At 67.0% G+C, this 1,725-nt stretch carries 2 protein-coding genes; both read left to right on the forward strand.

The window, feature by feature from the left end:
* Positions 1 to 477 (forward strand): hypothetical protein (locus WAN02_RS04485; RefSeq protein WP_422262975.1); only part of this gene is annotated, 477 nt, incomplete at its 5' end.
* Positions 478 to 693: 216 nt separating this feature from the next.
* On the forward strand, positions 694 to 1,725 hold a 1,032-nt coding region (locus WAN02_RS04490), incomplete at its 3' end, for a DUF7159 family protein (RefSeq protein ID WP_422262976.1).

The following is a 1,725-nucleotide window of genomic DNA, read 5'->3' on the forward strand; positions in this document are numbered from 1 at the left end:
GTCCGGATGCGGGTGGTCCGGGTGGGTTCGGTGGTCCGCATGGTCCGGATGCGGGTGGTCCGGGTGGGTTCGGTGGTCCGCATGGTCCGGATGCCGGTGGTCCGGGTGGGTTCGGTGGTGGGAACCCGGGCTTCGGTGGTCCGCCCGGCGGGTTCGGTGGTGGGAACCCGGGCTTCGGTGGTCCGCATGGTCCGGATGCCGGTGGTCCGGGTGGGTTCGGTGGTGGGAACCCGGGCTTCGGTGGTCCGCCCGGTGGGTTCGGTGGCGGTAGCCCCGGATTTGGCGGTGGCCCCGGCTTATTCGGCGGTGGCCCGGGTGGGTTTGACGGCGGCTTCGGCGGTGGTCATGGCTTCGGCGGCGGTGGTTTTGGTGGGGGTGGCTTCGGCGGCGGCTTCGGCGGCGGCGGCCACAGCTTCGGCGGCGGCGGTCACGGCGGCGGGCACCACTAGTCCGACGGCTCAGCCGGCGGCAAGGTAAAATCGCGTCCGAAGGGTCGGCCGGGGGGCATCGATCGACCGAATGCTCCTGGCCTTAACTTCGCAGAGCACAGCTAAGTCCGCGGTAGTAACGCCGCGCTCCGGAGTGGCGATAACTTCTGTGGTTGGGCGCAGTGTGTTGCGCACGATCGCAGTCGGCCCGCGGACAGCTAGCAAATTGGTGGGAGGGTTTGTGGACACCGTACTTGGTGTGTCGATGGCACCCACAACGGTCCGCATCGTGCTGGTCGAGGGGCAAAACGCCGACGGAGCAACCGTCGATGAGGAGAACTTCGCCGTCGCCGACGGCAACGACCCGGAAACTTTCAGCGGACCGGATCAGGTGGTTGCGGCAATTCTGGGTACCCGCGAGGGCGCCAACGAGGCCGGATATGACCTGCTGTCGACCGGGGTGACATGGAGTGACCAGTGCGAGGCGGCCGAACTGCGTGACGCGTTAACCGCTCGCAAGGTCGAGAACGTCATGCTGGTCTCGGCGTTCTTGGCTGCCGCTGCGCTGGCCCAGTCGCTGGGCAGCGCGACCGGTTATACGCGCGCCGCCTTGCTCTACGTCGAACCCGATACCGCGACGTTGGCCGTGGTGGATACCACCGACGGCTCGATCACCGATGTCAAGCGTGAGCAACTTCCCGACGACGACGATCAGGCAGTCGCCACGCTGGTCAGCTTGGTTTCTGCCGCCGAGAGCCTCGACGAGCAGCCGGACGGCTTATTGGTGGTGGGCTCGGGAGTCGACATCCCGCTGATCAAGCCCGCGCTGGAAGAAGCGACGTCGCTGCCGCTGAGCGTGCCCGAACAACCCGCGACGGCGCTGGCCCGAGGCGCGGCGCTGGCATCGGCGAACGCACCCCTGTTCGCTTCGTCGACCGCCGCGCAGGCCTACGCGCTGGACCCAGGCACCGGCTCGGTGAGCCAGCACGCTCACGCACCGGGATATCTGGCCGTCGCTGAGGCAGTTCCCAGCGGCGAGCCGGGCGCCGAGGCGTTGGCCTACAGTGCCGTTGCCGACGACTCGGCTGCGGTTTACACCCAACTGGGTCCCGACGCTTATGTTGCTGACGATGAGCACCAAGACTTCACCACCGGCATGTACCCCGACTTCGGTCAGCTGGGGGACCACGAACACGTAAGTCGCACACCGTTTTTGGCGGCCATGAGTGTGCTGATCATTTTTGTTGCCGGCGTGATGGCACTGGTGATTTCGCTGGCGTTCAGCATCCGACCGTCA

This window comes from Mycobacterium sp. (genome assembly GCF_049281135.1).
Lineage (GTDB): Bacteria > Actinomycetota > Actinomycetes > Mycobacteriales > Mycobacteriaceae > Mycobacterium.